Below are 26,818 nucleotides of genomic sequence, written 5' to 3'. Positions count from 1 at the left end.
TGTTTGTGTGGTAACTACATTCTACACGAGGTCGTTATGGGCTTCCTTTATATTGACTTCTAGGTGTTGCACTTAATATTACAATCCGTCATTTAAAAATCTTGTAGCAAAAATAACAACTACTAGATTCGTCTCTAACATAGCAGAGATGAATTTTTTTATTTTCTAATGTAAAGTTTGTCAGTCTTTTCATCTTGTTATTGCAACCATTTTTTATGTATGATAAGATTTTAGTAGTTGGTACTAATAACAGATATTATTTCGTAAAGGGGTTCTTATAGATGATGGATAATTTATTACAATTAAAAGATAAAAATATTGTAGTTATGGGTGTGGCAAACGATCGAAGTATTGCTTGGGGTATCGCAAAACGTTTATTTGACGTAGGTGCAAATGTTATTTTCACCTATCGCCAAGAACGTTCATTAAAAAAATTACAAATGCAATTAGAGAAAATCGAACAATCTGACTCACTGATCGTACAATGTGATGTCAACAGCGACGAGAGCACAAAAGCAGCTTTCGATGAAATCGGTACAAAAGTAGGCGTTATCCATGGCATCGTGCATTCAGTAGCCTTTGCCAATGCAGAAGATTTACACAATCGCTTCTTAGATACAACTCGTGATGGTTATGCATTTGCACAAGATACTAGCGCCTATTCCCTTATTTCAGCAGCAAAAGCCGCACATCCTTATATGACTGAGGGTGGCTCTATCGTAACAATGAGTTACTTAGGAGCAGAGCGCGTCCTTGATGGCTACAATGTCATGGGTGTAGCGAAAGCGGCATTAGAGGCATCTATGCGCTATCTTGCTGCAGATGTAGGTAAAGATAATATTCGCGTTAATGCGATTTCAGCTGGAGCAATTCGCACACTTGCTGCAAAAGGCGTTCCTTCATTCAATACAATTTTACACAAAATCGAAGAAACAGCTCCATTAAAACGTAATGTTCAACAAGACGAAGTGGCAGATATGACAATCGTGATGCTTTCTCACTTATCACGAGGTGTGACAGGCGAAACGATTTACATCGACGCTGGCTACAATATTATGGGTTAAACACAAAGAAGCATGGGAGATCAAAAATCGATCTCTCATGCTTCTTTGTTTCGTATTGTACTTCAGAATTTCACAACTGTTATTTTAGTACCTTTGGGGCTGGATAATCAAAGCCCTTTGTATCTACTTCTACCTTTTTCATCTGCTGATCTTTTAAAGGTTTTTCACCCTCACGTTCAGAAGTAGCTATAGCATCTACTGTTTCCATCCCCTCAATTACTTTTCCAAAGGCAGCATATTCGCCATCAAGATGTGATGCTTCATTTACCATAATGAAAAATTGAGATCCCGCAGAATTCAGATCCTGCGAACGAGCCATTGAAATGACACCGCGTTCATGCTTTAAATCATTTTTAAAACCATTTAATGAAAACTCACCTTCTATCGAATAGTCTGGCCCACCCGTACCATTACCTGAAGGATCTCCACCTTGAATCATAAAATCAGGGACAACTCGATGGAAAATAAGACCATCGTAAAAACCTTTTTTAACTAAGGAAATAAAATTAGCTACCGTATTCGGCGCGGTAGAAGGTTCTAATTCGATTACGATTTTTTCATCATTGTTCATCGTAATCGTCACAATTGGATTTTCCTTCACCTTTGATGAATAATCCACATTTTCTTCCGTTTTCTTTGCCGTATTTCCTTCCGATTGCCCACTGTCTTTAGCAGCTCCACAACCCGTCAAAACAAATGCTACCGCCAAAAAAGCAAAGACAGTAAAAAATCCTTTATAACGCGCGAACATATTCTTTCAACTCCTCTTGATCACCAGTCTACTCATTATACTATCAGATAGTTTACGACAAATCATTTTTATAATAATTAATGAAGAAGGCTATACTTATGGATGCGGCCGAGAAAGTAAATAAGCTAAGCAAAAAAATACTATTTCTAGTGCCTTGCTGCAATGCGTTGTTGTTTAGCAATAATCCCCTTTAACAAAAAGGATAGTAAGCATGCAACGACCAAAAATACAGCAATCATAACAATAACGCCTCCCCAGCCGTAATGCATCCAGAATACCCCTCCTACTGTTCCTCCAACACTTGAACCAAAATAATAGAAAAATAAATAGAGAGAAGAGGCTTGTGCTTTATCATGAGTGGCCCGTTTACTTACCCAGCCACTGGCAATCGAGTGTGCTGCAAAAAAGCCAAATGTAAAGATTGTAATCCCTATAATTTTCAAACTAAGTAGCCCATTTAATGTTAAAATCGCTCCTATAAACATGATTGTAATGGACAATAACAGCATCTTTTGACGGCCATATTGATCGGCTAGACTACCGAACCAAGCAGAGCTAAATGTACCTACTAAGTAAATCACAAAAATCCAACCAACAATCGTGGCACTTAAATTATAAGGCGGCGCCATCAATTTAAAGCCAATGTAGTTATAAAGAGTCACAAAGCTTCCCATTAATACAAAGCTAATACCAAAAAGGCAAAGCATAGATGGGTCCTTTAAATGTTGTAAAAGAGATGTCACCAATGATTTTATCTGTAATGGACGTGCTGAAAAATGCTTGGAGTTTGGTAGCATCCAGATAAATAACACGCTAATCATAAGACTAATGATACCCAGTACAATCATCCCTACCTGCCAATTATAAAGATCCGTTATTGTACCAATAATCACTCGTCCACTAAGCCCACCTACCGAATTACCACTTATGTATAAACCCATCGCAATCCCTAAACTAGAAGGATCCATTTCCTCCCCTAAATAAGCCATCGCAATTGCCGGCAATCCTGCAAAAACAACTCCCTGTATTACACGTAACACTAGTATCGTTTCAAAATTAGGGGAAAAGGCTAGTGCAAGTGTAATAATTGATGCCCCCAAAATAGAAATCGTCATCAAAGATTTCCTGCCCCATGCCTCTGATAAGGAGCCAACAATAATCATACTTATGGATAATGCAAAGGTTGTCACAGAAAGCGTTAAACTCGCAACAGCTGGTGATACATGAAACTCCTTCGCAAACGTTGGTAATAATGGCTGTGATACATATAAATTGGCGAAGGTGATAAAGCCTGCTAAAAATAAAGCCCAGTTTGCTTTATGAAACGCCTTTGTCCCCTTTTGAATGTAACCCATTTCTCTCTCTCCTTACGTTCTTCCAATTCTACTATTATTCTAATACAATGATCTTCAAAACACACGATAACTTGTCAAAAAATAGACAAATTTGCCACCATTTGAATCATTGCCATAACGTGTTGTTGATTTCCGTTCCGACTGGGCGCTTTGTAGCTGACGCCTCGCTTTCGCGCAGAGCAGAGCTTCCTGGGGGCGTCCGATGAGCCGCTTCGCTTGCGCTCCAGGGTCTCGGGCCAACACGAGGTTGGTCACGAAGGCGTTATCACAGGACGTGATGGTTTTAGCCTTCGTTCCTCTATTGCTAATCCCCAAGGAGTCGCCCAGTCTCCACTCCAATCAACCTATCTATTTGGCATACGTTTTAACAAATGTCATCCACAACATTTGATGATGAGCCCACTATTTTTATTGTTGAGTGCATTATTTCATTTGACAATATTACCGTGACTAAAATCACATTTTCTTCATATAAATGTAGTTTTTATCTATTTTGAGTTGGCAAATATTGTGTTACAGTAAAAGTAATCATCTAGCAATCATTGGCAAAAAGCTCCGATGACTAAACTATTTTCGTTGCACAGACTTGGAGGAATTTTCATGAACATTATTGAAGCTTTAGCCCTTTCAGTACCTTATATCCACCTTGCATTAAAGGAAGAGGCAATTGTGGCTGTCGTCGAGAAGGAAAGTGAAATAGTTGTAAAATATTTAGCTGGCAAACGTGTAGATTCAGGCTATCAAGATGGACAAAAGGTAAATGCTAATGACCAAAATGTTTTCATTGCCTTTAATGGAAAAAACGCTGATGTCGTTATACCAAAAGATGTATACGGAGTGGCCATCAATGCTTTTTCATTTCCAATCCGTGAAAATGGTAAAGTCGTAGGTGCTCTAGCATTTGGACTTCCAATCGACAATGAGCTTAAACTCGAGGATTATATGGGGACAATGGATAGCATTGTAAACAGCTTACAGGACAAAGTACATACAATTGCCTCACATTCAGAGGAATTAGCAGCAACAAGTGAGGAAATTAACAAACAAGCACAGCACGCCCTTGAAGATTCAGAGAAAACAAATGAAGTAACAGATTTAATAAAAAGCATTTCTCGCCAAACAAATTTACTCGGCTTAAATGCATCTATTGAGGCGGCTCGTGCAGGTCAGCATGGTGCTGGCTTTAATATCGTAGCGCAGGAAGTTAGAAAGCTCTCTTTCGAAACATCAAGCGCCACGGAAAACATTGAAGCCTCCTTACGAAATATAAATAGGAACCTTGAAAACCTTAAGCAGAATATGGGGCAAATCAATGACGCAACGAACGAACAGGCTCAGCTTGTTCAAGATTTCAGTGAAATTATCGAGGAGTTAACAGTTCTTAGTCACGAAATGAAGGGCTTTATGCATAACGCCTTAAAATAATAAAGAGGTGAAGAATATTGCAAATTACAATTAACCCGGATTTATCTTTACGTACTGTCGAATTAGAAGATGCAAATGCTGTTTTTGCCTTAACAGATGCATCACGTGCATATTTACGTGAATGGTTGCCGTGGCTGGATTTTACAAAAGAAGTAGCCGATACAACGGCATATATAGAAGGCTGTATAAAAGGACACGAAGCTAAAAGCAGCCTCTCTCTTGTTATCATTTTTCGAAATGAAATCGTTGGTATTGCTGGCTTTAATACGATCAATCATAGCAATAAAATCACTGCTATTGGCTATTGGCTCAGCGAAGGGGCTCAAGGGCATGGTATTATGACAAAGACTGTACAGGCATTATTACAATATGCTTTTAAGGATTTACAGCTCAATAAGGTCGAAATTCGTGCTGCTACGGGCAACGAAAAAAGCCGTGCCATCCCTGAGCGACTAGGCTTTACAAAAGAAGGAACGATTCGTGCAGCAGAATGGCTTTATGATCATTATGTTGACCACGTTGCTTATGGCATACTCGCTAGTGAGTGGAAGGAAAAATAGAGGCAAAAATAGCCACCTGATATCATATCAGGCGGCTATTTCTGTTATTGTTCAACTGTTTCTTTTATTTCGTCTTGTGTTTCATTAGCTGTAGCTGGTGCTTGCTTTCCTAAGCCTACTGCTATTTGCTCTAGCTCAGGACGCAATGTATGCTTACCTGCATAGCTTTCAATTAATTCCTTCATGTCAATTCCTGAAGTTTCCTTCAATGATTCCTGTAATGTTGACATTAAATTCGTTGCGTAGGCAGTTACTTTATTGGCACCGCCTCCGCCTTCCCCACCACCAGTATCAACAACAGTAATCTTATCAATATTGCCAAGTGGACTCGCAAGCTCTTTCGCATATTCTGGCATCATACGTACAATCATATCAAGGACAGCTGCCTGGCCGTAGTATTCGAAGGCTTCTGCAATTTTACGTTTTGCCTCGGCTTCTGCTAGACCGCGAAGACGAATGATATCCGCATCTGTTTCCCCTTTTGCACGCTCAGCATCCGCTTTCGCAAGACCGTCCAAACGAATTTTCTCTGCTTCGGCTTTTGCTAATGATTCGATACGGTATTTCTCCGCATCTGCTTGCGCTAGTTCACGCATTTTGTCTGCCGCTGCATTTTGCTCGACAGCGTAACGATCAGCATCAGCCTTTTTCTTAACTTCTGAATCGTATTGCTTCTCACGACGTAAAATCTCTTTTTCTTCTAATTCAATTTGTTTTTGACGTTCAATAATGCGAATTTGCATTTCCTGTTCAGTTACTTCCTGCTTTGCACGTGCCGTTTCTAGCTCATACGCTTGGTCTGCACGAGCTTTTGCAATATCTTGCTCTCGACGGAATTCTGCTACCTTTAATTGATTTTCTTTTTCGGCTTCTGCAATTTCTGTCGCACGTTCAAGTTCTGCCTTTTGAGCTTCTTTCGATGCTTCAGCACGCTTAATACGTGTTTCCTTATCAGCATCTGCAGTAGCAATGTCCGCATCACGTTTAACCTGTGCAATACGTGGCTTACCAAGCGATTCTAAGTAGCCATTTTTATCGCGTACATCTTTAATCGTAAAGGATACGATTGTCAGACCCATCTTCGCCAAGTCCTGAGATGCAACACGTTGTACTTCCTGAGAGAATTTATCACGGTTTTTATAAATTTCCTCTACCGTCATTGAACCTAAGATTGAACGTAAATGACCTTCTAATACTTCACGCGCCTCATTTTCACGCTCTTCCTTTTGCTTTCCTAAAAATTGCTCCGCTGCCGTTGCAATTTCTGAAATGGAACCGCCAATTTTAATGATAGCTGTTCCATCGGCCATAACGGGTACACCTTGTTCTGTATACACTTCAGGTGTTGTCACATCAAGCTTACTTGACAATAAGCTTAATGGATGTGCCTGCTGGAAAATCGGGAATACAAATGTACCGCCACCACGGATAATTTTTATACGATTTCCTGACTCATCTTTATGTACATTTTTTGAGCCAAGATAGCTACCTGTCACAATCAGTGCTTCATCAGGACCCGCTGTACGATACTTAGTCACATAAAGTCCAACTAATGCGATTAAAACAAATGCTACAATCCCTATAACAATTAAAATTTCCGTTGACATATAAATATCGCTCCTTTATAAAAATTTTTTATCATAAGATCTCACAAACAGTGTTCCTTCCTTCACTTCTACAACAAGTACTGTCGTATCGTAATCGATAGCCTCATTGTCATAACCTGTTGCTCGCTTCGATATCATACCGCTAGTCGTTTCAATAACTACCTCTCCAAAACCGTCAGTCGGGATTGGAACAATAACCTTTCCTAGCTGGCCACCAAGTGATTCTTCCGTATAAGCTAACGAAACATCGGCCGACCGTAGCGGAACAAGAACAAATAAATAAAATAGTGCACTTAAAATAGCTCCGATAATACAAGCAGCAACAATATTCCAAACGCTAGGGAAGAAGGCTAGTTTTTCTAAAATAAATCCTGTTGCTGACATCAACGTAATGAAAGATAGAATGACACTTGGATTAAAAATCGGTAGCCCCTCTCCAATGCCCTCGACAGCATCACTAAAAAACGTAAATAAAAGAGTTGCAAGGCCCCCGAATATTAATCCCACTAAAAAGATTTGCTCGAGTGAATAGCCAAATAGCGTCAAGTTGTTCACCCCTTTTCATTGTATTACCTACTATACGGATGCAGCCTATAAAAGGTTTCGTAATCTTTCACATTTTCTTAATTTTCGAATGATATGTTTTTAAATAGTGAAATTCTTAAAGTAATAATAGCCATGTCATAATAAAAGGTATTCTGGCAACTAAGGAAATATTGCAGGAGGCTTTAAATTGGGGTTTGGCTAGAAAAATACAGCGAGCGTTGTAAAGAGCCCCTTAAAAGCTCTTTAGGCATTAGATATTTGCCTTTTCCTATAAACAAACAGACCAATAATTGAAAGAAGTAAAAGTAAAATACTGGAGGTTAAAAAGAATAATGCTAAAGTAGTTCTTTCTCCCCAATGGTTATATGCTTGTAAAAAACCGATAAGAACCATAAAAAAAGATAGTACTAATTGGAGTTTTGAAACATTTTTAAACAATAAAATCCCTCCTTTATGCACATTTGATTTTACCATATAATCACATAAACAAATACGTTAAACAAGCCATAATGCGGAGGTAATTCCCCTTCCGATTGAGCCCTATGCTTACGATCCAGAATCTCATCCGCCAGAGTCGCCTAGCCTCCTCCCCAATCAATTTATATATTGCATACGCTTTAATCAAATGTCGTACCTAACTTTAGGTAAAAACAAAAAGCATGTCACCGATAGAATTTTATTTAGAAGCTCTTATCGCCAGACATGGTTTTCTTATGATTCTAGTACATTCAATGTAGATTAAATTCATTTTAAATAAAGAACCCTTCGAAGAATCACCAGCAGACATTATAATTTGGGAATCAAACAATGACTGAAAACTAATATAAACAACCATTCAACACTGTTCAAAATTATTTGGTTCGAGTAAAACGCACAAGCAACATAATTCCATTGGCATATAGTATCAATGTATCCATATATGATAGAAAGGGTGTGCATTGTGGGAAAAGAAAATAAATTTATAAAGTTCAAGTTTAAATCAAATCCAAGTTGTCGTTGTAATTGTTGTGGTTTTTGTTGTCCTTGTCCTTGTAAGCCACCATTTACACCACCATTTATACCTGAACCACCAACTCCACCTTGTCATTTTTTAGTGTACGTTACAGACGCTGGTCAGGCGGCTACTCCAGATAATAGGGTATCAGTAATTGATACGGCAACAAATACTATAGTCGCTACCATTCCAGTAGGAACTGCTCCTCTAGAAGTAGCGATTACACCAAATGGAGAATTTGGTTATGTTCCAGCTCTCTTCTCGGATAATGTAACGGTTTTTAATACGGCAACAAATGCTGTGGTCGCTACCATCCCGGTAGGATTTCAGCCTCTTGGTGTAGCGATTTCACCAAATGGATTACTTGCTTATGTATCAAATCACGGACTTGGAGCTAACTCTGTATCTGTCATAAATACAGCTACAAATACGGTAACCGCTACTATTCCAGTAGGGCTCCAACCTCAGGGCATAGCTTTTACTCCGGATAGTGCATTTGCTTACGTTGCAAACGAAAACTCAAATTCAGTATCAGTTATAAATACAGCTACAAATATGGTAGTTGCTAATATTCCTGTGGGACTTCGTCCAAGATCCATCGTTTTCACACCGAGCGGACAATTTGCTTATGTTACAAATGAAAGTAGTAATACTGTATCTGTAATTGAAGTAGCTACAAATACGGTATTTACTACAATCCCTGTTGGGACAGGACCAGTTGGTACAGCAATTACACCTGATGGAATATTTGTTTACATTGTAAATAAAGGTAGTAATACCGTATCTGTAATAGATACATTTACCAATTTGGTGATTGCTACGATCCCTGTAGGATTATCTCCTGACCAAGTAACCATCTTGCCCGATGGAACACTTGCATATGTCACAAATCAACTTGACAATACTGTGTCTGTCATAAATATAGAAACAAATACAGTAATCGATACAATTCCAGGGTTTAACGGTCCTACTGGTATTAAAACGGGAACAATCTGCCTGACTTCATAATCTAGAGTCTTGGGGCTCAAGGGTAAAACAGGAACCTTTCCCTTGTTCATAAAAAAAGACATACTTCAATTTCCTAAATGGCAATTGAAGTATGTCTTTTTTATGAAGTGCGACTACCTTGAAATGCTTGACGTAGAACTTGAGACCAAGCGATTACTGGTTCCTTGTTGTTCACTGCCTTCAAATGTGTTGGTAGTTCTTTTGATTCAACCAACACATTTGACTGAGCTATTGAAAAATGGGCTAGCTCATAGCTAAACTCCACTCAAACCGCATTATATAGGCTTTAACATAGCCTTTAAGATTCTAGTACATTTAAAATAGCATCAAGATCATTGACAGCAATATCTAGGCGTTCCTTTGCCTCGATATTTTGCTGTTTTAATTGACTAAATTCTAGTAAATTTTTCTCATGCTTTAACTTGATAGAAGACAAGCGTTCAATTCGCGATTCTACCTTTTCGATTGCTTGCTCACAAACTGCTGTCCATATCTTTTCTGACTGCTGCATTTCAGTCGTTGATGGGTTGTGGTGACGCATAATTCGTGCATATACTGCTTCAATTTGTTCAATTAGTTCTGAATAAAAATGTCGCTCAACACGAGTTGTTTGGAATGTTGGGTGCTCTACCTCTTTTGCATATGGGGTAATTTGACGAAGTAGCTTTCCAGCATTTTCTCCGAAACCATGTGATAAATTCAATACATTCATTAACTGTAAAAGTAAACGAATTTCTTCTAGATTAATAAGTTGTGAATCGATGCTTTCCTTTAGCTTTAAGGATTCCATATAGCGTCGATCAAAGTGCTCGATTTCACCATTGCGTTGTTCTACTAAATGATCACCTGCATTGTCTTTCAAGCTTTTAATATAGCGAATTGCATGGCTTTTTAGCTCTTCCATCGATAGCAAGTTGTCATTGTCTTGTTGTGGCTTTCCTCGTTGAACATACGCAAATGCATCCATTTTTTTGGGCCATTGTGCTGCTGGGGTTTCTTCTAAGACATTATAGCGTATATAAATTCCGTGCATTCCATATCCTCCAAGTCCATTAAACAAGTATCTCTAAAGAGAGTAAATCGAATTCGCCATTTTTTCAAGTAAAAAACTTTTAAAGATTAAAAATTCTTCTTTCGAAACATTAATTCAAAAATCCCGAACCTTAAAAGCACTACTCCTGTGGAAATTTCTGTCCCACAGGAGTAAGTCAATATTTTTTATCTTTCATCCAATTAAGACTCTTGTCGTATTTGCTCCATGCTTTTTCCTTCAGTAAAGGCATGAATAGATTTTATTGTGCCTACTGATTTGAAATTTGCTCTGTCATAAACCTTGGCAACCTGTTCATTGATAGGTAAAATCCAAAGATATTCTAACCCTTGCTTTATCGACTCTTGCTGAATATGGTGCAGAATATATCCAATCAAACCTCGACCTCGATAGCTTTCAAGTGTTGCTACACTCTCAACTCTCCCTTGATTTCCTGAGATGAAAATATTGGCAGTACAGCAAGCTGTGCCATCCAATCTTAATAAATAATACGTAAAATGCGGAGAATGATATGTTTCTTCAAAAGCTTTTTTGATTAATGCAGGCTCTCCAAATGTAGAAATGCTCATTTCTACAGCTAATGCTTCCTCCATATTGGCATCTGTTACACGTTCAATTTGTATGGCTGGATTATGAGCTAATTGCGAGTATTCACCATTCCAACACTGTACATCATCAGTAAAACTTTCATATTGAAAGCCATGATTCTCTAGTGCTTCTATACATGACTGATTTCCCTCCACATTGTATAAATACAATCTTGGAATGAGAGATTTTGACTTATAGAATTCCTTGATTTTCTTTAAAAACATATCTGGATCGGCAATAATCTTCCAAATGTGTGCATGATTAGCATCATAATATGTTGGCATTTCCTTATTGTAAAATAATACTCCTTCATTACATGTTTCCATCTCACTAAAACTTTTAACATAATTAATATCTAACTGCATGATGTGCTCAATTTTATGCATCTTTTGTTCCTCCCTCAATCCACTTTTCATATAAATCTTCTAGCTGCTGTTCAAGTTTTTGACGTTGCTCCTTAGCAAGTGTCGGCTCCTTTAATCTCATTTCGAGCTTTTCAATTTGTTCTTCAATCGGTATCTCTTTTTTACCAGCATAGGATTTTTTAGGTACTTCTTTTATAACTGGTTCTTTTACTATTTCTAAGCATTTTTGTCTTGCCCATTCATAATCGCCTTCATATACTTGAATCGTTTCATGCTCAATCCATGCAATTTTCGTGAAAATTTTTTGTAAAAAATAACGGTCATGTGAGACGCCAATAATGGTTCCTTCAAAGGACTCCAGTGTATCCTCCAATACCTCTCTCGCTTCAATGTCTAAATGGTTGGTCGGCTCATCCAGCATCAATAAATTAATATCCTCATGCATTAACTGAGCAAGACGTAAGCGCATCTTTTCACCGCCACTTAAATCCTTCACTTTTTTAAAAACGTCATAGCCATAAAATAAAAACTGAGCAAGAATATGACGTGCTTCAGCTTCTGACACAGAGACGCTCTCACGGAAGGCATCTATTAAGCAAATGGCAGGATTTTTATGTTCAAATTGCTGTGAAAGGTAACCAATTTTAACGCTGCTGCCGACATGACAAGCACCTTTATTTGGTTCAACTTCACCTAACATCATTTTTAATAACGTTGATTTTCCACTGCCATTGCCCCCAACAATCGCCAGTCGTTCACCGAAGTAAACCGCTAAATTACTTTCCTTAAATAACGGTTTCTCAAATGCATGGCTAATGTCCTTCATTTGTACGACCTCTTTACCACTACGCTCAGCCATCGTTAACGCTAAATTCATTTTCTTTTTCGTTGATGGCTTCTTCACACGCTCTATACGAGCTAGTGCTTTCTCCATACTTTTAGCACGACGATGCAAGCCATCATTTGGCGGATTCGCTTCATTTGCCCATTGCTTTAAGCGCTTTATTGTTTCCTGCATTTTTTTAATTTTCTTTTGCTGTTCTTCATATTGTGCAAATTGCTGTTCAAGCTTAGCTTCCTTTTGTTCAACAAATGCATCGTAATTGCCAATATACGTAAATGCCTCTCCATCTTCAATTTCAATTATTTTTTGAGCCATTTGATTCATAAAGTGGCGATCATGTGATACTGCAATAACAATTCCTGCAAAATTCCGGACATAATTTTCTAGCCATTCTATTGCCTGCATATCTAAATGATTGGTCGGTTCATCTAATAACAAAATAGAAGGATTACTTAAAAGGATTTGCCCTAGCATTACCTTTGTTTTCTCCCCTCCACTTAAGCTACTAAAAGGTTGCTCAAGCAATGGTGTTATACCTAGACCATTTGCAATCATCGCTAATTGCGCATCAATTTCGTAGCCACCCTGCAGCATAAACTGTTCCTGCGCATGACCATATCGCTGGAGTACCTTATCTGTTACAGCTAGCTGCATTTCCTGCTCAAGCTTTGTCATTTTCGCCTTTAATGCATAAATTTCCGCAAATGCTTCCTCCAACACTTCCTTCACTGAGAGCATAGGATACTGTGGAATTTGATGTAAATAACCAATCGACGCTTCCTTACTTTTTATGATTCGTCCTTTATCTGGCGTATCCAAAGCTGCTAGTAACTGTAATAAAGTCGTCTTCCCACTGCCGTTCACACCAACAACGGCCACATGCTCCCCTGTATTTACTTCTAATTGAAGCCCTTCAAATAAAACATTTCCACCAATAATTTTTTGTATTTGTTCAGCCTTAATTTGCATCGTTTTTTCCTCCAATGAAACGTGCGAAAAACATCTATAGACACAAAAAAGACTGCTCGATTAACAAGCAGTCTTTTCCTCATTAGTTTGTGAAAAAGAATGGTTAATTCGCTACGTTTGATATTTGATTTTGCTTAAAAATGGACAGACCTATCCCGTTGTTCGCAAAATCGAAAGTAATCACACGTGCAAAATACATAGCTGTATCCACTTTTACACATGTTTTCGTAGCGTTTTTATTCATTCCTTTTCACCTCCGTTCAATATAATTAAATTTATATTACCATAATTCAGGTAATTTTGAAAAGAGTAAATTACATTCTTTCACATTTTTTCAGCCCCGTACTTAACGGGGGTTGATTTCTGTTCCGGCTTGGCGCTTTCCTTAGGGCGTCAGATGTTTTCCAATATTCATCACTCATTCCCAAATCAGGATGTTTATAAAAAATGCGAACTCTTGTACAATTACCTATGTACTAGAGCTCACACATTTATGTTACTAATCAACTATTATGGTTGTAATTTAAACATGTATTTTTTTCTGTACCATAAACTTATCCCCATACTTATAAAAATTAATGCACCGACAGCTGTAATCCAAAAGAATATGTTTCCTCCAACAGTTGATGAATTAAAAAATATAGCGCTCATAACAATAAATACACAACTTATAATCCCTGACAAAATAATGGCTAACTGACGATTTAGTTGAAAAATGAAAAATATAAGTACAGTACAAATATAAAGAACACTTACTGTCATAATAGTCGGGAAAAATGGTTGGAATTTAGCCGCATAGACAAAGTAATCAAGCTGGCTAATATCCTGGCCATTGTTTATCTCAATATTAAATATCTGAGAAAATGGGGTTGAATACTTCCATTCCAGCGGATTATCTATGATACCACTTCCCTCATACCAAGAAATAGCTGTTGACATCAATAAAGTTAAGAAACCAAGAATTAGTTGTATCACATATTTAAACAATGTTCTTCTCCCTTCACCCTTTAAAATTAAAGACGATACAATAAATTCTTGGTTTCATAAATACCGGATTATCTGGATTAAAGTGGGCAGAGTACCACCGTTCCAAATGGACATTTTTCTTGGTCTTTGGGTTTAATTCCTTTATCAAGTTAAGATCGTGTGCATTTTCCAACTTTTGGCAAGCTATTAGGCCTATCTTTATTGCATTAAAAAGATGCCCTTGATAAATATCACAATCAAGATTTTCATCTTCAAGTAATAAAAAATCCCTTTCAAAATCAACCTTTATTTTACGTGTTCCCTCATCCGGAAATGGATTAGCCATTATCAAATCATGCTCGTCTGATATTAACGATAGCACTTTTTCTTTATCCAAACAAAAGACCTCCTGCTAGATAAATATATTTGGACGTGCCAAAAGAAACTATCGTCCCATTGAGGCTAATGGGATACATCAGCCTCTATGTTTTCACTTTTTTCACAAACATTTTAACAAACGGTACAAGGAACACGGATACGACCAGCACCCTGAATAGCTGAAATGCGGTGACAATTGTGACCTTTGCATGTACGGAAGCGGCGATAATCCCCATTTGATCCAGCCCGCCTGGGACGATACTTAAAAAGCCTGTGCGAAAATCAAGGCTGTATAAACTCTTCATAATAAATGTTAAACCATAAGCTGCGCCAATAAAGATACCCGCCGATACAAAAGCATAAAATACATGCTTCTTCGATAAATGTAAATCGTCTTTTTTCAATAAAAGCCCAATGTAAATGCCAAGCATTAGTTGGGCAATATGAAGTAGTGACAATGGCAATTTCGGCACATCAATTCCTGCTATATTGATGCCCATCAATAAAAACACGGGACCAAGCATATAGCCTGTCGGAATTTTTGCCTTTTGCGCTAGCCAACCCGCTACTCCACACACAGCAAGTAAAGCTATTAAGCTCCATGTATACGCTCCGTTGACAACTACGCTAGTTCCCCCAGAGGCTGACACCATCAATGGCACAAAGCCGACGATTAAAAGAACCCGTAAAATTTGGAAGAACGTAATGACGACCATATCCATATCCCCTTGCTCCTCTGCAAAGGCAACAACCTGTGACATGCCACCAGGTACACAGCATGTCAACGCGGTTGCAAAATCCAAATCCGCACGTTTTGCTACTAAATAACTAACGCCGAAAAACAGTACAATAAATAATATATTTAAAACAATCATACTGCCTAAAAATTGTTTAATATCTTGCACCGCTTCTGGTGTAAACGCAAAACCAATGGAATATCCTGCAACGATTAAACCAAAATTACGAAAATATCTATGCCATTTCAATTGTACTTTCGTCGATAACTGAACAATTAGCACCGCCGCAATAGCTCCAAGTAACCATGGCATCGGAATATGTAATACATTAAATAAAATCGCACCTGTTAAACCAATACATAAAGTAATAAACATGTGCTTATCAAAAATAAACATAGAAGCAACCCCTCGTGACTGTATCATTCTATTATGCCGTTAACCTGCCTATTTTTCTACTTCATCACTTTTTTTACAAGGTCGTATATCATTAAAATTGAACCTGTTATTTATAAAATTTAACCTCTTATCCAAGATTTTCTCCAAGCTAAAATTTTCTATGCTACATTATTATTACCTGATTCAGTGATTCTCCGTTGCGGAGATATGTAAAGGAGGCCTCCAATGAAAATTCACTTAACGATCAACAGTGCATTAGAAGAAACTGAGGTTCATATACATGCAAAGGAATACAATGAGCAAATTGAACGACTGATGAAACAACTACAAACTTCACAAACGACTATGTTAGATGGCTACTTTCAGCAGGAAATTCATATGCTAAAAATTTCAGATATTTACTCCATTTACGCAGAGGGTGCAAAAGTTTTTTTGCAGACGGAAGAACAGGAATTCGAAACGAAGCGTAAATTATATGAGCTGGAAGCACAATTAGCGAAAGACTTTGCCCGAGTTAGTAAATCAACGCTCGTCAACATTAATAAAATTGCCTCTATTCAAATGGGCAAAATTGGCACAACTGAACTGATTTTAGAAAACGATGTGTCCGTCCATGTTAGCCGGAAATATTTAAAAGAACTAAAACACCACTTAGGTATTGGGAGGGACTCATAATATGAAAATTATTCGCATGATGATTATTGGACTACTCATATCACTTAGTTCTTCCTACGTCTTAGTAACATTAAGTGTCATATCTAATAACGCTGTGGTGTCAGGATCTGAATTACTTGAGCAAATTATCATCGCCGCTATCCTTGGAGCGGTAATAGGTCTGCTGTCCATCATCTTTGAAATAGAGCGTTTACCTTTTATTACTCAGCTTATTCTACATTTAATTGCAGTTACGCTGTGTGTTATGATTGCAGGCTATTTCGGGCGTTGGTTTGAACATTCCGGCATTAAGTATGTTCTTATAAGTGAAGCTATTATTTACTTAATCGTTTGGTGCATCCTTTATGTCCTTCAAAAAAATGATATTGAAAAAATTAATTATGAAATTCAAAAAAGAAAGGAATAAAACAATATGACCTTTTCTATACAAGTTGAAAATCTATGTAAACAATATGGCGATCATCAGGCGGTAAAAGGTATTTCATTTACGGTTGAACAAGGCTCCCTCTTCGCCTTTTTAGGTGCAAATGGTGCCGGAAAATCAACGACCATTGAAATACTTTGTACATTATTGAAAAAATCAAGCGGTACTGTAAACATTAATGATTATACACTTGGTGCAAGCAATGACAATGCGAAAATCCGAAAATCCATTGGTGTTGTATTCCAGCAAAGTCTACTAGATGAACGATTAACTGTGCGGGAAAATATTATTCACCGTGGTAAAACATATGGCTTATCGAAAAAACAATTGTCCGAAAATTATCAATTCGTTTCAACATATTTGCATTTAGATGATATAGAAAATCGCAAATATGGAACTTTATCAGGTGGTCAAAAAAGACGTGCTGATATCGCTCGAGCACTTATCCATCGACCTAAAATATTGTTTTTAGATGAACCAACAACTGGACTTGATCCACAAACGCGGCAATTCGTTTGGCAAGCAGTTAAGCAACTTCAGCTCGAAACAAACATGACTGTTTTTTTAACAACGCATTATATGGAGGAAGCGGCAGTTGCTCATCAAGTCATCGTCTTAAAAGAAGGAGAAATTGTTGCTGAAGGGACACCTGATGAACTTAAAACAAAATACGCCTATGATTCAATGGCAATTGTTTTTCATAATAGTTCAGAAGGGATACAGTGGCTCGAGGAAAATGCTATCTCCTATACAGAAAAGCTAGGTATTTTCTCCATCCGAGTCGAATCGACAATGCATGCTTTAACGCTATTAAAAAAAGCGGAGTCGCTTATTGCTTCGTTTGAAGTAATCAAAGGCACGATGGATGATGTCTTTCTTCATATTATGGCCGAGGAAGGTGTAGCTTAATGGAAGCATTATTTAGCTTAGTAAAACGAAATAACAAAGTTTTTAGACGTGATAAAACACAAGTCTTCTACTCGCTGCTATCCGTCATTATAGTCATTATCCTTTACGCAGTATTTCTTCAAAAAATGCAGGTCAATGCCATTGAAGAAGTGACAAAGGCAACTCCAGAATTGGTAACGATGGTCAATGAATGGATTGTCGCTGGTTTACTCTCTATGATCGCTGTTTCTACTACACTTGCTGCGTATGGCATTGCTGTAAGGGATCTTGAAACAAAAGCGCAAGCTGATTTTCTCACAGCGCCTATCTCGCGAGCAACCATTCAATTTAGCTATGTTTTAAATGCGTTTATCATTGGCTGTATCTTTTCCTTTATCGCCCTTATTGGCTGCGAAATTTTTATCGCATCAACTGGCGGCCAGCTACTAAACTTTGGGGATTTCATGAAAGTTGTAGGATTACTATTTTTATCAGTGTTACTGGCCAGTGTTTTTAATCTCTTCCTTGTATTACTTGCTAACAGCCAACATTCATTTTCAACTCTCAGTACAATCGTCGGTACAGCACTCGGTTTCTTTTGTGGTGTTTATGTACCTGTTGGTGCACTTCCAAGCTTTGCTCAAAATCTTATTATGTATTTCCCTATCAGTCATACAACGTTACTATTACGCAATGCCTTTATGGAGAGCTCAATTCCCAAGGTTTTCGAAGGTGCGCCTGCTTCACAGGTGGAAGATTATAAAATAATGTATGGTATTGTCTATGACGTTCATGGAAATATACTGAGTACCTCAACTAGCTTTATCATTATTTTCGTCACAATTATTGTGCTAGCGATCTTATCGATCATTATTTTTAAAAAGAAAAATAAATAAACATTTTCGCACATCGTTTATAAAACGATGTGTTTTTTATTGATTTTATTTAAACAATTTGTTATTTTAATAATATATAAGCAAACAAATTTAATAATCGTTTGTTTTACAGGAGGACTTCTAATGGATGTAAATGAATTATTTTGGCAAGCTTCAATTCATGACATAAAAAAAGGCTACAGCGATGAAGCAACTCACTTCACTTGTTTGCTTTGCGGGGAAAAGATTGAAAAGGGTATCATTTATCCACATGAAGGCGTTCTCTACGAGGCAGAAAAATTTATGCAACATCATATTACTGCTGCACATCAATCCGTATTCCATTATTTAAATGGCCTTAATAAAAAAATGACAGGACTAACTGATCATCAAAGTCATATTTTGCGCTTATTTTATGAAGGAAAAACAGATCAAGAAATTAAAGAAGAGTTGGAAATTGGTAGTGCAACAACGATACGTCACCATCGCTTTACTCTTAAAGAAAAGGAACGTCAAGCGAAAACGTTTCTTGCGATGATGGAGCTTTTAAAAGAACAGAATCAAAAGGAAGACAGCTTTGTACCTATTCACAAAACGGCTACGATGGTCGACGATCGCTATAATATTACGATTTCTGAAGAACAGCAATTACTTGAAAAGTACTTTCCAAACGGTATTGGCAAAGCGCTTGTCCGCTTCCCAAAACGGGAAAAACATAAAATCGTGATACTCCGTGCAATCACAAAACTTTTCGATGAAACAAAACAGTATTCCGAAAAAGAATTAAACGAAATAATTCAACCGATATATGAGGACTATGTGCAAATACGTCGCTATTTAATCGAATACGGCTTCATGGATCGTCAAGAGGATGGCAGTGCTTACTGGATAAAAAAATAAGAAAGCAGGGTTTCCAATGGACCATAAAAAAGAATTAAAGGAAATGTATAAAGAAATAAAAATCGAAGCTGGTGTTTTTACAATGACCAATCAACAAAATGGTAAAGTGTTTGTTGGCAGCTTCAATAATTTAAAACGCTTAAACGGCTTTCAATTTTCATTAAAAACAAATACACATACTAATAAAAAGCTACAAGCCGATTACAACACATTCGGCAAGGATGCTTTCGATATTGAAGTTGTAGAATATTTGAAGAAAAAAGAAGAAGGCTATTTCGATCCAAAAAAAGAGCTAGAAAAGCTGGAACAGAAATGGCTCGATAAGCTTCAGCCATTTGGTGAACGTGGATATAACTAGGTATGCATGAAAAAAGAATCTGTTTCTCCGAGATTAAGCTGGGGAAATTTGCAGATTCTTTTTTTGATTTCATATATTGTGTTGTTCGCGTGGGGTTTCACTCCTTTCGGGGTATTCCTTTTCGCTGATTGAGTAAATATCAGTTGGATCTGATCAGTTTTTTTGCTAACCCGAGCACTTTTCTCTTGCACCTGATCAGTTTTTTGACCGACCCGAGCACTTTCCCCTTGCACCCGATCAGTTCTTTGACCGACCCGAGCACTTTCCCCTTGCACCCGATCAGTTCTTTGACCGACCCGAGCACTTTGCACCTGATCAGTTCTTTGATTAACCGGAGCAGTTTTCTCTTACACCTGATTATTTCTTCGCTAGACTGTCCCCACTTCTTCGCGTGAGATCATCCTACTTGTTCTCTCACTTCATTTCTGAATTTCCCGCTGAGCTTTTTTTGGTAGCTTTTCGAAAACTAGCTCATACGAATGTTTGATTAAATTTCCAACTAAATCAATAGGTACATCATCTGCATCCATATAGATTGAATTCCAATGTGTTTTATTCATATAATAACCTGGAATAATACCTTCATAGGCTTCTCTCAACTCTTCAGCTCGATTCGGTTCGCATTTTAATGTAAGTACTGGTCTTCCAGTACTATCTCCGCCCATCATCACATACATTTTTCCCCCAATATGATAACGATCTGCCTGCCATTCTTCTTTGTAATCATGCGTTGTTCCACGAAGCTTTAGGCAATAGGCATGAATTGTTTCTTTGTTCATTATTTAACCCCATTTCTTCCTAATATCAATTATGCCTCGGCATAATTGCGTCCGGAGGCTTTAACTTCTTTCAGCAGGTCCTGCTGAAAGAAGTTAAAAAAACACACGTTCGATTATTTTCATTATAATCAATAACGTGTGTAGAGGAAATAATTATTTTATTTTAAATTAATTTCAGTTTCCGGTAATTTTTGTTCGGGCAGATCGTCAGCCACACGATTTAATTTTTAACGTGTTATTACAGAACACTTTTTACTTTATGCCTCTATCAAACACACCGATGACCTCGGTAGTTTGCAATACATTGACAAAGGCTTTGGCATCCGCTTCCTTAATCATACCTTTAACCTCGGCAAGCTGATAGCGTGTAATGACGGTAATTAAAACTTTTCGCCCTTCGCCTGAATAAGCACCCTTCGCATCCATAATAGTTACACCTCTATGAAGCTTTTCCAGAAGTTGCTGTTTTACTTCCTCGCCCTTACTCGTAATAATCATAAGAGTCAATTTAATATGACTCGTATGAATAGTGTCGACAACCTTCCCTGTAGCATAAATTGATACGAGTGTCAGTAATGCCGCATCCCAGCTAAAGACGAATCCGGAGATCGCTACAACGATACCATTCATCGCAGAGATTAATGTACCGAGTGGAAAATCTCGTTTACGACTTAACAGCATCGCTATAATATCAAAACCACCAGAAGAACCTGCCGCACGAAAAATCATGCCCAACCCTAAGCCCACAATAACACCACCAAATAATGAGGCAAGAATTGGATCTTGAGTAGCTTTATAAACCGGAATAATATACAAGCTTACCGACAAGACAACTACAGAAAGAATGGTATAGCCAATAAACCGCTTCCCTAGCTTCAAGACCCCTAAAATAAGCAAAGGTAAATTTAACAGTAAATTTAAAACCCCTGTATTCAAGGGTGTAATAATACCAAGCATGATAGCAATCCCGCTTAATCCCCCGCTTAAAATCTCATGTGGAATTAACAAAAGATTGTAGGCACAGGCGACTAATATCGATGAAAGTGTAATAACGACAATATTTCGCATAATAAATCCCCTATCATTAACGAACGAGTTTTGTACTTCTTTCCCTTAGAATACCCAACTTATTCGCTCAAAAAACCTGGAGTATGGCACTATTGAAGTTAAAACAACGGCCTTTATTTCTTCTGATGTTCTTTTTTCTGTTCCTCTTTTAACGGCACTTCTTTTAATGGCTCCTCTTTATTCTCTTCAGCCTTTTCCGCTACCTTATAAATACGTTCAAGCATTGGTGGATGTGTATAACGGAACCACTTTACGAGTAACTGCGGATTTACCTCACTCAAACCAGATATCGTTAGCTTCTGGAATGCAGTAATTGCGGACTCTCGATCACCCGTTAGTGAAATCGCATATTGATCAGCTCTATTTTCCTGATATCTCGAAATATAATTCGACAGTGGGCTTGAAGCAAACAATAAAACAGATGTTAGGAGTAAAAACAATGGATAAGAGCCTATATCACCAATTTTTTTAATTTTCAATACCTGTCCGTAACGTCCAATGAACCACCTCAAACATTTTGCCGTCAGCCATAGACCTATCAATGTCAACAGAAGATACCCAGCAATGCCAAAATAAATATGCTTCTCAACATAGTGTCCCATTTCATGTGCCATGATAAATAATATTTCATTATCTGTTAAACGATTTAAGGTTGTATCCCATAGCACAATTCTCGAATTACTGCCAATACCCGTTACATAAGCATTTAAGGCATTTGTTTTTTCTGCCATATTGACTTCATATACGTGCTCTGCTGGTATATTTGCCTGTGCAGCAATAGACAAAATTTTCTCTTCTAGCTCTTTATTTTTTAACGGATAAAAATTATTATATAAAGGATCAATGACTACAGGTTGAATGAACATCACAAATATTGTAAATGGAATCGTTAGAAACCATGCATATAGCCACCATCTTTTGGCACTTTTTTTGATGAGCCAGTAAAGGACAGATACGATAATTAAACTCATGCCAAAGTTAACCCAAAAATCAATAATGCCATCTCGCATCCATGACGAAAACCCTTGTGTACTAATTCCATAAGTTTTGCTTAAATTGTAACGATAATAATCGAGTGGGAATAGTACAACATATAGTAAAAGTGATAATAAGAATAAGTAGCTTGCATTTTGTAACAGCTTCCATTTTGTTTGTGACGTCGCTACCTTTTCAAAGTAACGTGATACGCCCATAATTAAAATCATGAAATAAATTAACCATTCCAAAGGTGTAGCAACAAAGAATAGGAAGTTCCGTATTTTAGAATATTCACCACTTAAGTATAATTCTTTTTCAGACATAAACATCACTGGATCTGCAGCTGTCCCCTGCATCGCTCGTGGTATTGTACCACCACCGCTGTGGAATATATACCAATACATACACAGCACATAAACACCGAATAAAAGTAGCGCGACAATTCCCATTTTTTTCGCTATGTCATTTCCTCCCTTGCTCAACACTAAGTTCGTCCTATAGTAAGTGTAAGCTAAAATGAAAAAGTTAGAACAAATTTTTCTTTGTTTTATTTACCTTCTATTCTACTTCACACCAAAAAAAAAAATTCGCTCTACTTCTCCAAACGCGTAACAAGCCATGTAGATGCTAAAGCACCACGGCTTGTTCGCTATTCCTAGAAGTGACGCGAATTTCAAAGAATATTTTTTATTACTTATCCATTACAAATGCCGTTTTGCCACGTTGATCTTCACTTAAATAACCAGCTAATTCTAATCGATCATGCCATTCTTTTTCTATAATGGCAGCCTTTAATGCATCATCTTCTTTCGTTGATAGCTCCACCATAATCTCCCCTTGATATTGCCAAACTTCAATATCCGCCGCATAGCCGGCAAAGCTTCCTTTATATGTTGTTGCCTTTGCAGGACCATATACGACAGCTTCGGATAATGAGTTTTGATACCATGCTTCAGAATCCCAATATAAAATTTTCTTCGGAACATTTTCTCCTATTAATTTTTTTGCAGCATTTGTATCCACTGCATCATAGGAAACTTTAGATGTAGTCTTTAATGATTCTTTACGACTTATGGTGAACGTACGATTGTCACTCTTAACATCCGTTTCAAATTTATAGTTAGACTCTGCTCCAGTGAAGCCATGACTTTCTGTAATAGCAATTGCTTCATCCAGAGGTGTATTTGAAAATCTCTTTTTATAGGTGATATCCATTTTATTGCTTCCTTTGTAGACACGTAAACGGTTGATATAATCCTCATTTAGAAAAGCTTTATTCGGAGTATCAAAGAAATAAATCTTTACTTCATCTTTTTTTGTAGCTTGGAAAACATTAAAAATATCCGATTCGGTGAAAAGCCCAGATTTAATATTGAATTTAATTTCATTCCCTGGCTCGATTGCTGCTTTAGCTTGTGTAGAATCAAATCCAATGATGCTAACAAGTACAATACCGATTAAACAAAAATTTAGTACCCATTTCTTCATGTTATTTCCTCCCTATTCTGTAGTAATTGCAAGATAGTCGTTTCTCTATTCGTTAATGAACTGTGAAAATAGATTGTCTTATGTGCATGTATTTTCTTAGAAAGTGCAATGATATCATCATAATCTGGATGCGTTTTATAAAAAAATTCCTTATGTTGATTTTCGGAAAATTGAATTCTATATTTGCCTTTATTCCAATATCCCGTAAAGATAACCATAGCTGTTGGCTTTTTGTGAAGTAGTTCCATTAATTTCGCTTCATTACGCTCAGGTACAAAATAAATGAAGTTTTCACTTTCTCTTATCTTTGTCAAACATTCTAGTTTAAACTCTTGCAAAATTGTTTTGGTAGACAATAAATTTTCAAATGACTCATAACAATTATCAAATAACGACAACAAATCATTATCTACACGTATCGCTCTTGTTGTATGCTGAAAAAGATAAGTAGCAATATCTGCTGTTTTTCCTGAGAAAGAAGATGGGAAAATGATCGGGTAGCCTGGATTTGCATTGATATATTCCGTCATTTGCTGTAATACTTCTATATTATTAATGCGCTTCTCAACATGGCCGCTATCCATAATGGCTAGATCATAAACAGTCCCGTCCTCTATCGGTAGTGTTGCTTTTAACAAATAGGAATCCACAACATAATCGCCAGAGTAAAATATCACCTCCTCAAAAAAACGAATCTTAAACCAAACGCTTCCTATTAGATGCCCACTGTAGCCCCATTGAAAGGCAAGACATTTACTAACAACTATCCACTTTCCGATTGATTCTGGTTGAAAGGTTTTTGTATGTTGAAAAGACTGTTTTAATTGCTGCGCAGTCATTTTACTCATAATGATCGGCCCTGTGTATCCCCATTGCTCAAGTAAAGGAATAGCACCTACATGATCTGTATGTGAATGGGAAATAAACACTGCATCAAGCTTTGCCACATGAGCTTGTGTTAAATTAGGAGGAGTCTTCTGTCGATTGTTCATCACTCCGCAATCGAGTAAAATAGCATGTCCATTATTTTCAATGAAAAAGCAGTTACGGCCATACTCACCAACCCCACCTAAAATTTCTACATTAAGCATCCGCATGTCCTCCCCGTTTTTGTAGCCAATCTAATAGAAACATAAAAATAACGGTCATGACGACTGTAATCACCGCTACAGCCATTCCTACACCAACATTTCCTTGTTCAAATTGACTGTAAATAAATGTTGCGCCAGTCTCTACTGAAGGAGGTAAAATGAGTAATCCAGCGACAAGCTCACGCATCGAGATAATAAACGTCATCATCATTCCAGCAAGAATCCCCTGCATTAATAATGGAATAATGATATGTCGATAAACCGCCCAGCTACTTCGCCCAAAAATATCCGCTGATTGGAATATTGAAGAATCTAATTGTGATAAAGAGGACTTTATATATTGCACGGAATATGGTAAAAAAAGTACACAATACGTGACTACAACCATTGTCTTTGTGTTATAGATAGTCGCTGGTAGCCACGGTGCATTCCAAAACATGATTAACCCAACTACAAAGACAATTCCAGGAATAATATTAGGCATTAAACTAAAGAAATCTAATACTTGCTGCTTTTTCGTTTCTCCCTTTTTAATGTATAAGGCAATGAACAAGCCAATAATTGCTGTAACGACAGCTGTGATTACTGAGAAAACAACACTATTTAAAAATGCTGACAATCCAGCACTTCCACTTGTAAACACTTCCTGGTAGGAAGCAACGCTAAAATTCCCTGCCTGCAAACCATCTCCCCTTACTTTCTGCAAAGATGTCACAATAATTGAGAAGTAAGGAATACCGATTGATAGCAAAATGATGATTCCCACAAAGAGCCATGAACCGAATTTGACATACCATTTATCTTCAATCTCGCGATTAGCTGGTGTTTTTCCAGATAGCACACTATATGTATATTTTCGTCCAATAAGATTTTGAAAATACCAGATAACGAGACAAACTGATAGTAAAAATAATGACAGTGATGTCGCCATACTAATATCTACTGGCCATCTTGAAAGGTAAGAGTGAATCTCCGTTGTAAATACTTGAAAGCCAATTCGACTACCAAACGTAGCAGGTGTTCCAAATTCAGCTAGCGTTTTGATGAAAATTAGCAAGCTCCCTAGAACATAGCTAGAAACTACTAAAGGCAGAACTATTTTCATCCAATTTCTCCAAGAACTTCGTCCAAAAATTAATGCAGCATCTAGAAAGGAACCATTGATTCTTAATAGCGTATTTTTCAGCATTAAATATAAAAAAGGAAAAAGATGCAGGCACATAATCATGACCATTCCAAATAAGGTGAAGAACGATTCAGTCATCCAAGCAGCACTTGGAAATAGTTGTTGAAGAAAACCATTATTTTGCATGAACAATATCCATCCCATGGAGCCAATATACGGAGGTGTCATAAATGGAATGGTTAAAATAATATCTAGCCAATCGTATTTATATAAGCTTGTTTTCGTTCTTATTAACGCCATTGGGAATGCTACAATCGTAGTCCCTAAAACAACTAAAACCCCTAATAATACAGAGTTTCCAAGCGTTTGCCACATTCTTTCATTGGCAAACATTCTGTTAATCTGCGAAACATCTAATTGCCCATCTTTCATAAACGTATAAAATGCAATGGCAATTAACGGTGCGATAGCAAACGTGACGACAAGTGTCAGTAAAAATCCAAAAGTTCGTCTGCCTTCCATAATCATTGATGATTCAATCCTTTCCCTAGAAAAACTTCAAGG

General features: G+C 37.3%; 28 protein-coding genes. 10 read left to right on the top strand and 18 right to left on the bottom strand.

Features of this window, described 5'->3' with window-relative positions:
* Positions 1–281 precede the first annotated feature (281 nt).
* A complete protein-coding gene (locus tag ACQKOG_RS22920; protein ID WP_370075956.1) occupies positions 282–1,064 on the top strand; it encodes an enoyl-ACP reductase FabI in 783 nt (260 codons plus the stop codon).
* Between the two features lie 79 nt (positions 1,065–1,143).
* Here the strand turns inward: ACQKOG_RS22920 and ACQKOG_RS22915 are convergent, their stop codons facing one another.
* On the bottom strand, positions 1,144–1,815 hold the full coding sequence (locus tag ACQKOG_RS22915) for a peptidylprolyl isomerase (protein WP_402868778.1): 672 nt from the start codon (positions 1,813–1,815) through the stop codon (positions 1,144–1,146).
* 146 nt (positions 1,816–1,961) lie between these two features.
* Positions 1,962–3,170: an MFS transporter gene (locus ACQKOG_RS22910; protein WP_402868776.1), complete on the bottom strand. Its 1,209-nt coding sequence runs from the start codon at positions 3,168–3,170 to the stop codon at positions 1,962–1,964.
* A gap of 600 nt (positions 3,171–3,770) precedes the next feature.
* On the opposite strand from ACQKOG_RS22910, the gene ACQKOG_RS22905 reads away from it, so the two are divergent.
* Positions 3,771–4,595 carry a methyl-accepting chemotaxis protein gene (locus ACQKOG_RS22905; RefSeq protein ID WP_370075962.1) on the top strand — a complete coding sequence of 275 codons (825 nt, stop codon included), beginning with the start codon at positions 3,771–3,773 and terminating at the stop codon, positions 4,593–4,595.
* A 17-nt stretch (positions 4,596–4,612) separates the two neighbouring features.
* Complete coding sequence (locus ACQKOG_RS22900) at positions 4,613–5,155, top strand: GNAT family N-acetyltransferase (protein ID WP_427448324.1); 543 nt, start codon at positions 4,613–4,615, stop codon at positions 5,153–5,155.
* Positions 5,156–5,199: 44 nt separating this feature from the next.
* On the opposite strand, the gene ACQKOG_RS22895 is transcribed toward ACQKOG_RS22900, so the two are convergent.
* From ACQKOG_RS22895 to ACQKOG_RS22885, 3 genes are all read right to left on the bottom strand, one after another.
* A complete protein-coding gene (locus ACQKOG_RS22895) occupies positions 5,200–6,762 on the bottom strand; it encodes an SPFH domain-containing protein (protein WP_370075966.1) in 1,563 nt (520 codons plus the stop codon).
* A gap of 15 nt (positions 6,763–6,777) precedes the next feature.
* Positions 6,778–7,308: a hypothetical protein gene (locus ACQKOG_RS22890; RefSeq protein ID WP_370075968.1), complete on the bottom strand. Its 531-nt coding sequence runs from the start codon at positions 7,306–7,308 to the stop codon at positions 6,778–6,780.
* A 243-nt stretch (positions 7,309–7,551) separates the two neighbouring features.
* Positions 7,552–7,746, bottom strand: a complete 195-nt coding sequence (locus tag ACQKOG_RS22885) for a hypothetical protein (RefSeq protein ID WP_370075970.1) — start codon at positions 7,744–7,746, stop codon at positions 7,552–7,554.
* Positions 7,747–8,248: 502 nt separating this feature from the next.
* Between ACQKOG_RS22885 and ACQKOG_RS22880 the strand changes: the two genes are divergently transcribed.
* On the top strand, positions 8,249–9,310 hold the full coding sequence (locus ACQKOG_RS22880) for a beta-propeller fold lactonase family protein (RefSeq protein ID WP_427448323.1): 1,062 nt from the start codon (positions 8,249–8,251) through the stop codon (positions 9,308–9,310).
* A gap of 298 nt (positions 9,311–9,608) precedes the next feature.
* Here the strand turns inward: ACQKOG_RS22880 and ACQKOG_RS22875 are convergent, their stop codons facing one another.
* The 7 genes from ACQKOG_RS22875 to ACQKOG_RS22845 form a co-directional block, all read right to left on the bottom strand.
* The gene (locus tag ACQKOG_RS22875) at positions 9,609–10,343 is read right to left on the bottom strand and encodes a hypothetical protein (protein ID WP_370075972.1); all 735 of its coding nucleotides are present in this window, start codon (positions 10,341–10,343) and stop codon (positions 9,609–9,611) included.
* A 200-nt stretch (positions 10,344–10,543) separates the two neighbouring features.
* Positions 10,544–11,335, bottom strand: coding sequence for a GNAT family N-acetyltransferase (locus ACQKOG_RS22870; protein WP_402868771.1), 792 nt, complete (start codon positions 11,333–11,335; stop codon positions 10,544–10,546).
* Positions 11,328–13,127, bottom strand: coding sequence for a ribosomal protection-like ABC-F family protein (gene abc-f, locus ACQKOG_RS22865; protein ID WP_402868769.1), 1,800 nt, complete (start codon positions 13,125–13,127; stop codon positions 11,328–11,330). Before abc-f ends, ACQKOG_RS22870 begins: the two co-directional genes overlap by 8 nt.
* Positions 13,128–13,230: 103 nt before the next feature.
* Positions 13,231–13,371, bottom strand: a complete 141-nt coding sequence (locus ACQKOG_RS22860) for an RAxF-45 family protein (RefSeq protein ID WP_166672191.1) — start codon at positions 13,369–13,371, stop codon at positions 13,231–13,233.
* 266 nt (positions 13,372–13,637) lie between these two features.
* The gene (locus ACQKOG_RS22855; protein ID WP_402868767.1) at positions 13,638–14,114 is read right to left on the bottom strand and encodes a YjdJ family protein; all 477 of its coding nucleotides are present in this window, start codon (positions 14,112–14,114) and stop codon (positions 13,638–13,640) included.
* A 13-nt stretch (positions 14,115–14,127) separates the two neighbouring features.
* Entirely contained in the window at positions 14,128–14,490 is a 363-nt protein-coding gene (locus ACQKOG_RS22850) for a hypothetical protein (protein WP_402868765.1), read from the bottom strand.
* A gap of 85 nt (positions 14,491–14,575) precedes the next feature.
* Positions 14,576–15,604, bottom strand: coding sequence for an AbrB family transcriptional regulator (locus ACQKOG_RS22845; protein ID WP_402868763.1), 1,029 nt, complete (start codon positions 15,602–15,604; stop codon positions 14,576–14,578).
* A gap of 225 nt (positions 15,605–15,829) precedes the next feature.
* On the opposite strand from ACQKOG_RS22845, the gene ACQKOG_RS22840 reads away from it, so the two are divergent.
* The 6 genes from ACQKOG_RS22840 to ACQKOG_RS22815 all read left to right on the top strand — a co-directional run bounded on the left by ACQKOG_RS22840 (position 15,830) and on the right by ACQKOG_RS22815 (position 19,724).
* Positions 15,830–16,279, top strand: coding sequence for a LytTR family DNA-binding domain-containing protein (locus ACQKOG_RS22840; RefSeq protein WP_053482631.1), 450 nt, complete (start codon positions 15,830–15,832; stop codon positions 16,277–16,279).
* A 1-nt stretch (position 16,280) separates the two neighbouring features.
* Complete coding sequence (locus tag ACQKOG_RS22835; protein ID WP_370075987.1) at positions 16,281–16,685, top strand: DUF3021 domain-containing protein; 405 nt, start codon at positions 16,281–16,283, stop codon at positions 16,683–16,685.
* A gap of 6 nt (positions 16,686–16,691) precedes the next feature.
* The gene (locus tag ACQKOG_RS22830) at positions 16,692–17,612 is read left to right on the top strand and encodes an ABC transporter ATP-binding protein (RefSeq protein WP_402868761.1); all 921 of its coding nucleotides are present in this window, start codon (positions 16,692–16,694) and stop codon (positions 17,610–17,612) included.
* Positions 17,612–18,487 carry an ABC transporter permease gene (locus tag ACQKOG_RS22825; protein WP_376078271.1) on the top strand — a complete coding sequence of 292 codons (876 nt, stop codon included), beginning with the start codon at positions 17,612–17,614 and terminating at the stop codon, positions 18,485–18,487. Before ACQKOG_RS22830 ends, ACQKOG_RS22825 begins: the two co-directional genes overlap by 1 nt.
* 123 nt (positions 18,488–18,610) lie before the next feature.
* Positions 18,611–19,366, top strand: a complete 756-nt coding sequence (locus ACQKOG_RS22820) for a DUF2087 domain-containing protein (protein WP_370075993.1) — start codon at positions 18,611–18,613, stop codon at positions 19,364–19,366.
* Between the two features lie 16 nt (positions 19,367–19,382).
* Positions 19,383–19,724 carry a GIY-YIG nuclease family protein gene (locus tag ACQKOG_RS22815; RefSeq protein ID WP_370075995.1) on the top strand — a complete coding sequence of 114 codons (342 nt, stop codon included), beginning with the start codon at positions 19,383–19,385 and terminating at the stop codon, positions 19,722–19,724.
* A 419-nt stretch (positions 19,725–20,143) separates the two neighbouring features.
* Here the strand turns inward: ACQKOG_RS22815 and ACQKOG_RS22810 are convergent, their stop codons facing one another.
* The 6 genes from ACQKOG_RS22810 to ACQKOG_RS22785 all read right to left on the bottom strand — a co-directional run bounded on the left by ACQKOG_RS22810 (position 20,144) and on the right by ACQKOG_RS22785 (position 26,782).
* Positions 20,144–20,503: an MmcQ/YjbR family DNA-binding protein gene (locus ACQKOG_RS22810; protein WP_370075997.1), complete on the bottom strand. Its 360-nt coding sequence runs from the start codon at positions 20,501–20,503 to the stop codon at positions 20,144–20,146.
* Positions 20,504–20,755: 252 nt separating this feature from the next.
* The gene (locus tag ACQKOG_RS22805) at positions 20,756–21,571 is read right to left on the bottom strand and encodes a YitT family protein (protein ID WP_370075999.1); all 816 of its coding nucleotides are present in this window, start codon (positions 21,569–21,571) and stop codon (positions 20,756–20,758) included.
* Positions 21,572–21,684: 113 nt separating this feature from the next.
* Positions 21,685–23,010 (bottom strand): M48 family metallopeptidase, encoded by a 1,326-nt coding sequence (locus ACQKOG_RS22800; protein ID WP_427448326.1) that lies wholly within the window; start codon positions 23,008–23,010, stop codon positions 21,685–21,687.
* A 229-nt stretch (positions 23,011–23,239) separates the two neighbouring features.
* Positions 23,240–24,037, bottom strand: a complete 798-nt coding sequence (locus ACQKOG_RS22795; protein ID WP_427448322.1) for a hypothetical protein — start codon at positions 24,035–24,037, stop codon at positions 23,240–23,242.
* A complete protein-coding gene (locus ACQKOG_RS22790; RefSeq protein ID WP_427448321.1) occupies positions 24,034–25,128 on the bottom strand; it encodes an MBL fold metallo-hydrolase in 1,095 nt (364 codons plus the stop codon). Before ACQKOG_RS22790 ends, ACQKOG_RS22795 begins: the two co-directional genes overlap by 4 nt.
* Complete coding sequence (locus ACQKOG_RS22785; RefSeq protein WP_427448320.1) at positions 25,121–26,782, bottom strand: ABC transporter permease; 1,662 nt, start codon at positions 26,780–26,782, stop codon at positions 25,121–25,123. Before ACQKOG_RS22785 ends, ACQKOG_RS22790 begins: the two co-directional genes overlap by 8 nt.
* Between the last annotated feature and the right edge of the window lie 36 nt (positions 26,783–26,818).

The organism is Lysinibacillus sp. NPDC093216 (genome assembly GCF_050280325.1).
Taxonomy (GTDB): Bacteria; Bacillota; Bacilli; order Bacillales_A; family Planococcaceae; genus Lysinibacillus.
The sequence above is the reverse complement of the archived record's forward strand: the minus strand, read 5'-3'. Positions and strand labels throughout refer to the sequence as shown.